This window comes from Bartonella sp. ML69XJBT (genome assembly GCF_028618515.1).
GTDB lineage: Bacteria > Pseudomonadota > Alphaproteobacteria > Rhizobiales > Rhizobiaceae > Bartonella.
This window is the reverse complement of the sequence record NZ_JAQITB010000053.1, coordinates 1-7,638: the sequence shown is the minus strand read 5'-3', so window position 1 is coordinate 7,638 and position 7,638 is coordinate 1. Positions and strand designations below refer to the sequence as shown.

Genomic DNA, 7,638 nt, shown 5'->3' with positions numbered 1-7,638 from the left:
AGGAAAGAGCCTTCAAAAGAGCTTGAAGAAGTGAAATCCATTTGACCCAAGCCTAATGCTGCCACCAGAAAAGAGAGGCAGATTGATGTGGCAAGGGCTGTTAGAAGTCCGGCAAAGATTGCAGACCATGAAATGGGAGGTTGGAAAAAAGGATATTCTGTTTCTAGGGATGTTTCTCCTAGAAAATGCGTATCGAAGGGTGTGTCTTCAGGAATGCGGGTTTCCATGTTTTTATCTCCTTGAATGATGCTGGAGATAGAATGCTTGCTGATCCATTATGTTCCCACAGAGACGGATTTGCATCCCCAATGGACCAAAAATACCGGAAAGAGACACGGATTATCGTGTTGAATTATTGTGCTAAGATTGTTGTGCGTGAGATTATTATGCCTTAAGATGCTGGGATGATCCTACGGAGATGGTCAAAGTATTTTGGGCGAATTCCAATCTAAATCTTGTTTATGAAGAAAGGACACTTTGGCAAAGAAAAATGCTCAAAGGGGAAAAAGAACGAGTATTCTACACCATGAGGCTTGTTTGTAAATGCTCTGTGATGCTTGTTTTGTCCACATCCTGTCATGAAATTTGAAAATATTTTATTTTTCGTGAAAACCATGTTACCGATCATTTTGATCAATGCGTTTCTTCTTTTTTTGTATTAGAAAATTTAAATAGAGGCTTTGTGAGGATGTTAGGGATGTTTTGTTCCAGTTTTTTTAAAAATCGTGAAATCTATGGACCGCTTTGTGTTGGTTTTGATCCTAGCCATAAAGTTTTACAATCATGGAATTTAAGTCCTGATTATAAGGGACTTAGAGATTTTTGTGATATCCTCTTAACAGCTGTTGTCGGCAATGTGGGCATTATAAAGCCGCAAGTGGCATTTTTTGAATTGTATGGTATTGAAGGTCTTCAAGTTCTTAAAGAGCTTATTGAAAATGCACGGGAACAAGGGTTATTGGTGATCGCTGATGCAAAAAGAGGGGATATTGGTTCTACCGTTGAAGCTTATGGTCAAGCTTGGCTTGGTCCAAGCAGCGCATTTAAAGCAGATGCCATAACCGCCAATGCTTTTCTTGGTTTTGATGCTCTTACCCCTCTGATAAAAATTGCAGAAGAAACAGCAACGACAGTTTTTGTGGTTGTGCAATCCTCAAATCCAGAGGGCAAGGATATTCGCAATGCGCGCATTGGTGATCAAACACTCTCTGTTCATTTGGCACAGCGCATTTGTGACTATAATAGCCAGTTTTTGGAAAAAAATCATGCTGTTGGTCCTATTGGTGCGGTTATTGGAGCAACATTGGGCAGTGAAGCAAAAGAGACAATCGAACAATTAAAAAACTGCTTGTTTCTTGTGCCGGGTATTGGAGCTCAGGGAGGGACAATAACACAACTGACAAACCAGTTTCCTCAAAAGCTATGGCAGAATATTATTCCTTCTATTTCAAGAGCGATTACCGATGCTGGTCGAAAGAATGTTGATTTAAAAATGTGCATTCATGATTTTGCTGAGCAGGCTAAAACTACGCTTGTATTTTAAAGATTTTTGCATAGACGATAAATTGGAGAATCCTCATAAAAAGAGAGGACTTTTTTAAGGAGCGAGCTTCTGTTTTGCTAAAATCAGCCCTTGTTTTTCCTTTTAGGCTGGGAGAAGGATATGAGTGCGCGGGATGATGTTTGGAAGAATGGGATGATGGAGAAGAATGCAGAAATTGTGGAAAATATGTCTAGGGAAGTTGTCTTAACCAAAAGTGTATCAAGAAAAATGATAATATATTGGAGATGATATATTGAAAGTGATATGGAGGGCTAAGACAGGGAGGGGTGTTTAGATTTCGCACAGCTGGCAAAAAGTGCTGTTCTGTTTTTGAGTTGCATAGCTGATAGATCTGTTCAACTCTTCATCAATTTGCTCAAGAAGGCTGCCTTTTTTGAGGGACTTGTCCAATTGAGCTACAATCAACCACTGTTTTTGTTTTTAGAGCAATCAGTATGTGTCTTTCATTGTATGTTGAGACAGGAGGAATATACATGCATGGGGCGATATGCTTTAGGGGAGGGGAAGCGTTGTTGTTAGAGGAGGAAAATGAGTATGTAGTGATTGTTGAAAACGATTTAAGATAAAAATTGCTTCGATGAAAAATAAGGAGAAACAGTATTCATGATAGGAAGATCTGGAGCTTGTCATTTAAATTATTGGTTTTCTATGTAAAATATTAACGTTGATGCAAGATTATATATTTAAATTGTGCATATTTTTTTGTTATGTGCACCGTCACCGTACAAACCGTATGTTACAATCTATAATCGTCATAATACCTAAAAACACAATAAAGTCAAGATGTTGAGTGCAATTATTTTATATGAATCCACACTTTTATACGTGATTCATTTGACCATTTTTTATAAACAATTGCCATGTATGAATAGACCATAAAAAGCAAATCATGATGTAAATATTATAACGCATATGTGCATTCAAATGAAATGAAAAGCAGCTATCATTCATAACAGTTCATAAATTTTATGATACGTTTTTATCATTCAAAAATCGCATGCGTTTAGAGAATGGTATGAGTTTTGCTCTTTTTTGAGCGAATCCTTAAAAGGAAAATAATCGTTTGAAACTTTTATAAGCTTATAGGTGTAATTCATTAAGGGTGTATAAAAAGACAAAATCGCTTTTAAAGCGCTTACTAAAAATTTAGTAAATGATAGGCAGTCATTATACAAACATATCATCACAACAGTTATGAAATTCAAAACGTTATATCTTATGATGCGAAAATCTTTTAATGAATATGGTGTATAGTGAGTTTTAAATGATGGAACTCTATTCGCTTCCACAAAAAAATGGAGGCGAATAATGCCGTAGAAGTAGAATACTATATACCTTAGACATGGTAACAATAAACGTTTTAAAGATTATAGTTTAAAAATACGAAACCAAATGGGGTCAATCCAAATTTGGAGGCACCTATTGAAACAAAGATAAGCAAGCAAAATTCAAAACCATTATAATGTCATAAGGCATAAGATTTTTCTAAATTTTTAGACAAAAGCGTCAATGTTTAAAGAATGCTCTATTCTAAAAATAACGCCTCCAAATTTGGACTGGTTAATTTTTAAAGAAATTAGGTTTTAATGAAAAGTGAAAATACGCTTATAAGAACCTCTTTAAGGAAACGTTTAAACACTTGAAACTGATGTTTTATAACAGCTATAAACTTAGTTATCATTTGCTCTTAAGAACGTTTCATTTACGAAAAACAAAGATCTAGATTTTACAGCAGAGCAAATAGAGCAAATCTTGAAACCCTTAAATTCTATAAAAACGTTTGTTTATTTGTCTTATGAAAGGCTGCTTTTAAGAACCAATGCGCATAAATGTAAAAAACGGGTTTTGTTATAGACATTCCCTTCATAGGCATTTCTCTTGATAGGTTTTAAAGAGGCATTTTGATCATGTACTTTATTTCAAATGACTCCCTTTAAATATGAGAGCGTTTTATTGATAGGTTTATAAAAATCAAAAGCGTTTAGAAACTCTCTTATTCAAATGAATGATTAAGATCACGTCCATCATTTACGTTCCTTTTGATAAGTTTTAATCAAGAGAAAAGAGCGCTTGCAATATGATACGTTTTGTATATATGCATTTATCACTCCATTGTGGATGGTTAGAAAGCCGCGTCATATTACTTGATACGGCTTTCTTTTTGAATTCTCTCTTTTATGATGCGTTTATAGCTCTCAAAAAAGACGCCCCCCACGCCGCTCTTTATTCTGTTTTATCAACAATCTTTACAACATGATCATTTTCATAAACTTCGCAATTTTTTGGTACCAATTTTACTTTGCTTTGCTTGTTTAATTTGGCATTGCCATAGACCTTACCCCACACCTTAGTATAATCAGTTACCTTAGCATTGCCATACACAGAGCCATAGACCTCAGAAGAGCCATCAACACTAGCATTGCCATAGACCTTGCCATAAATTTTGGCACGCCCATTAACAACCGCATAATTATAAATTTTTGCATGGCTATGAATGCGAGCAAAGCCAGCAACAATGGCACGACCATAGACCCTTGCATAACCCAAAACCGTAGCATCATAAGAAACATGGGCATGGTCATAAATATGGGCATCAGCAAAAACGCGGGCGCCACCATTTACATGAGCATACCCATAAACATTGCCATAAACATGAGCATTGCCATAGACACAAGCATTGTCATAAATATTTGCATATTGAGAGATGAAAGCCTTGCCATAGATTTCACAATTCCCATAGACTTGACCACAAACTTGAGAAAAATGGCGTATTTTTGCATTGTCAGAAACACGGGCATAGCCATACACACAAGCCTTATCATACACCCAGCAATTGCCATCATGAGAAAGATTGACTTCCTTTTCAATAAAGCCCCCTAAATCCCCCGTCTTAACATCATCAAAATCTTTTAAAGCCCGAATGCGATAAAGATTGATAGTTTTTCTAGTCAGAGCATGTTTAATTTTTTTGCTTCCTCTAGTTAATTCGTATTTTTTGCACATAAGAATACCTGACACAATTGAATGTGTTAAACATTTGCTAAAATTTGGAATGGAAAATCTAAAAGAAGGGGCCCCCGCACCGCCCAGCATTTATTTATGCTGCTGTGTTTTCAATAATCTTTACAACGTGATCGTTTTCATAAATTTCACAATCTTCGGGAATCCCATATGCATAGTAAACGTTTTGTTCAACATATGAATAACCATCTCTTTTTAATCTTGCATTGCCATGTACCAAACCTCTAATGGTGTGATAACCAGTCACTTTTGCATTCCCATAAACCTTTGCACTATTATAAACCCAAGCATTATGAGAAAGATGAGCATTGTCATAAACATGAGCTTCAAAATACACGCGGGTTTTATCACATACATGAGCATTGCCATAAACAAAGCCACCAATGGCAGCATTGCCATAGACCCTTGCATTTTCATAAACACGACCAGATTTTACAACACAAGCATTATCATATACCCAGCAATTGCCATCATGAGAAAGGTTGTTTTCACTTTCAATAAAACCACCTAGATCGCCAGCCTTTACATCAGCAAAGTCTCTTAATGCTTTAATGCGATAAAGAGTTTGATTATTTAATACACGTGTCTCCATTTGTGAGTGCAAATTTCTTTTGCATAGCACAATTCCTTTATAAGAAGATAAAATTTTTGAATGAAAGAATTTGGTTAGAAAGCAGGCGCCCCCGCACCGCCCGTGCTTTATTTATGCAGTTGTAAAAACAATTTCACCAGTGATAACAGGTTCTTTATAATTGCCCCCAATTTTGCTATCACCACTAATCTCAGTATAGCCAATTACCTGAGCATTGCCATAGACATGGGCATTCCCATAGACCTTGCCATAAATTTTAGCATTGTCATAAATGCGCGCATCATCATAAACCTCAGCATTCTCAGAAATTAAAGCATTATTGGAAACGCGCGCGCCACCATAGACCTTGCCATAAACCTTAGCATTGTCACAAACACAGCCTCTATCATAAACATGGGCATAACAAGTCACTATAGCATTGCCATAAACTTTAGCTTCTCTATTGACCATAGCACCGCCACAAACATGGGCATTATCGCAAACCCTAGCATTGTCAAAAACTGTAGCGTTTTCATAAATATGGGCATTATCATAAACTTGAGAACTTCCTAAAACACGTGCTTTATCATAAACCTCAGCATTGCCATAAATTCTAGTCTTATCAAGAAACTTGCCATAAATAGTGTCATAAATTTTTGCATTGCCATACACTTTAGCATGTCCAAAAACATCCCCATAAATCAATGCGTTCTCATAGACTTGCGCATTGCCATAAACCTCAGCTCTAATATGCACGCTAGCATTGCCATAGACCCTTGCATTTTCATAAATTTTAGCAGATCCAGTGATTTTTGCATTATCCGAAACATGGGCATTATCAAAGACACGGGCATCGCCATAAACCATGGCATCGCCACCGACCCAGCAATTGCCATTATCAGCTAAATTTGCAACTTTGTGTATAAAACCGCCGAGGTCACCCGCCTTTACATTGGCAAAATCCTTTAAAGCACGAATGCGATAAAGAGTATAATCACCTACTTCAATTGTTTCGTTTGTAAATTCGTATTTTTTTGCAGGCTCTTGTTTGTTATTAGTTTCATTTGAAATGGAAGAGATAACGGGGGTGTTTTTTGAGATATTTGTCATAATTAAACCCTATCTGTAAAAAGTTTGTTATTGACAGCCCATAAGGACGCCGGGTGCTAACAAACACGGCAGATAGTCCGTTGCTATGCTTTCCCCATAAAGGGTATTGTATGGCATAGCTACACCCGACATAATCATTATATGCTCATGACAGCATAAAAGATAGTCAGTTTTTATAACAGGATTAGGTTCATCGTAACCTATCCGCTAATCGTTAAGTGTTTCTATCACTTGATTATTTATATAACAAAATACGTATTTATTGTCAATTATTGTTTTATCTTTTTTGATATTTTTTATGATTTTTTTTAAATGCGTTCTGTGTATATATTTATCATATGCTTATTAATTGCCTTTTTTATATTTATGTGCTTTTAAAGCTATATTATAGGCTTTCTTAAACGATTGCGTTATTTTTGAATCTTATACATTTATAATATTTAAAAACGCTCTCATAATGCGTATTTTTAACTTTATAACGTATCTGTTTTTTCACTAAATGGTTTTTAAAGATTTCTGTTAATTTCTTTTATAACACATTTGCAACTTAACAGCTTTTTATAGGAACTGTCTTTATAACCAATGCTTTCATTTGCATTGTGATTATGAAAGCCTGTTTTTTTACACGTGCTTTATAGCTGTTATCTTCTTTATAGCCACCGCATCATTTTCATAAGAGAAACGATAATTGTGATTTATTGCTTTTTATGAAAACATTTAAAGAGAGACTGATAATTATAGAGATTAGCAAAATCGCTTTTAATAGACTTTGTCAGTCTTGTCATTTTAGTCAGTTGTTTTTAGACCCTATAGTATTTTTTTCAAATAAGAGAAAATTAAGAATATTATATTTCAATAAGTTAATGTTTCAAATAAACAACCTGTATTAAACACAACACATAAATACAATCTTTAATATATATTTAAGAGGGTTTTGTAGGGGTTTTGGGTTTTTTTAAAACAGACAAAACCTATAAGCAAAATGAAGATATAAAACTCTCTTTAAAGAGGTTTTTTGAAAGCTATAAAGCTATCATTTGATGATTACGGTGTAATCTTTTAAAGGCAATCCAAATAAATCTTATCTTATTTAAGAGTGGATTCCTTAAAAGTCTTAAAGCAATCCAAATGACGGTGTTTAAAAGTGCAAATGTTCTTTTTTTAGAATAACGCATATAAACACTCCTTTTAAGATTATAGGTAATAAACTCACAAGATGATACGTTTACAGAATTTACAAAAGTTCATTAAAGGATTTCTGATAACGTAATTCTTTCCTATCTTAGTTATCTCATAACAGATGATGAAATAGACTGTTATTTAAACTAATACATAAGAGGCTTTAATAAGATTAGCATATCCATTATGTGAG

The 7,638-nt window shown here is 34.9% G+C and carries 4 protein-coding genes and 1 pseudogene; 1 reads left to right on the top strand and 4 read right to left on the bottom strand.

Features of this window, described 5'->3' with window-relative positions:
- Positions 1–227 (bottom strand): annotated as a pseudogene (locus PVV68_RS09260) (DUF3792 domain-containing protein); the annotation flags it as partial.
- Positions 228–697: 470 nt separating this feature from the next.
- On the opposite strand from PVV68_RS09260, the gene pyrF reads away from it, so the two are divergent.
- Complete coding sequence (pyrF, locus tag PVV68_RS09255) at positions 698–1,543, top strand: orotidine-5'-phosphate decarboxylase (protein WP_273721822.1); 846 nt, start codon at positions 698–700, stop codon at positions 1,541–1,543.
- A gap of 2,244 nt (positions 1,544–3,787) precedes the next feature.
- On the opposite strand, the gene PVV68_RS09250 is transcribed toward pyrF, so the two are convergent.
- From PVV68_RS09250 to PVV68_RS09240, 3 genes are all read right to left on the bottom strand, one after another.
- Positions 3,788–4,567, bottom strand: coding sequence for a hypothetical protein (locus tag PVV68_RS09250; protein ID WP_273721820.1), 780 nt, complete (start codon positions 4,565–4,567; stop codon positions 3,788–3,790).
- Between the two features lie 94 nt (positions 4,568–4,661).
- The gene (locus PVV68_RS09245; protein WP_273721819.1) at positions 4,662–5,177 is read right to left on the bottom strand and encodes a hypothetical protein; all 516 of its coding nucleotides are present in this window, start codon (positions 5,175–5,177) and stop codon (positions 4,662–4,664) included.
- Positions 5,178–5,288: 111 nt separating this feature from the next.
- Complete coding sequence (locus PVV68_RS09240) at positions 5,289–6,266, bottom strand: hypothetical protein (protein WP_273721818.1); 978 nt, start codon at positions 6,264–6,266, stop codon at positions 5,289–5,291.
- Positions 6,267–7,638: the final 1,372 nt, after the last annotated feature.

Coding starts and splice junctions, on each gene's coding strand:
- pyrF (WP_273721822.1), top strand. CDS start 698: ATGTTTTGTTCCAGTTTTTTTAAAAATCGTGAAATCTATGGACCGCTT.
- PVV68_RS09250 (WP_273721820.1), bottom strand. CDS start 4,567: ATGTGCAAAAAATACGAATTAACTAGAGGAAGCAAAAAAATTAAACAT.
- PVV68_RS09245 (WP_273721819.1), bottom strand. CDS start 5,177: ATGGAGACACGTGTATTAAATAATCAAACTCTTTATCGCATTAAAGCA.
- PVV68_RS09240 (WP_273721818.1), bottom strand. CDS start 6,266: ATGACAAATATCTCAAAAAACACCCCCGTTATCTCTTCCATTTCAAAT.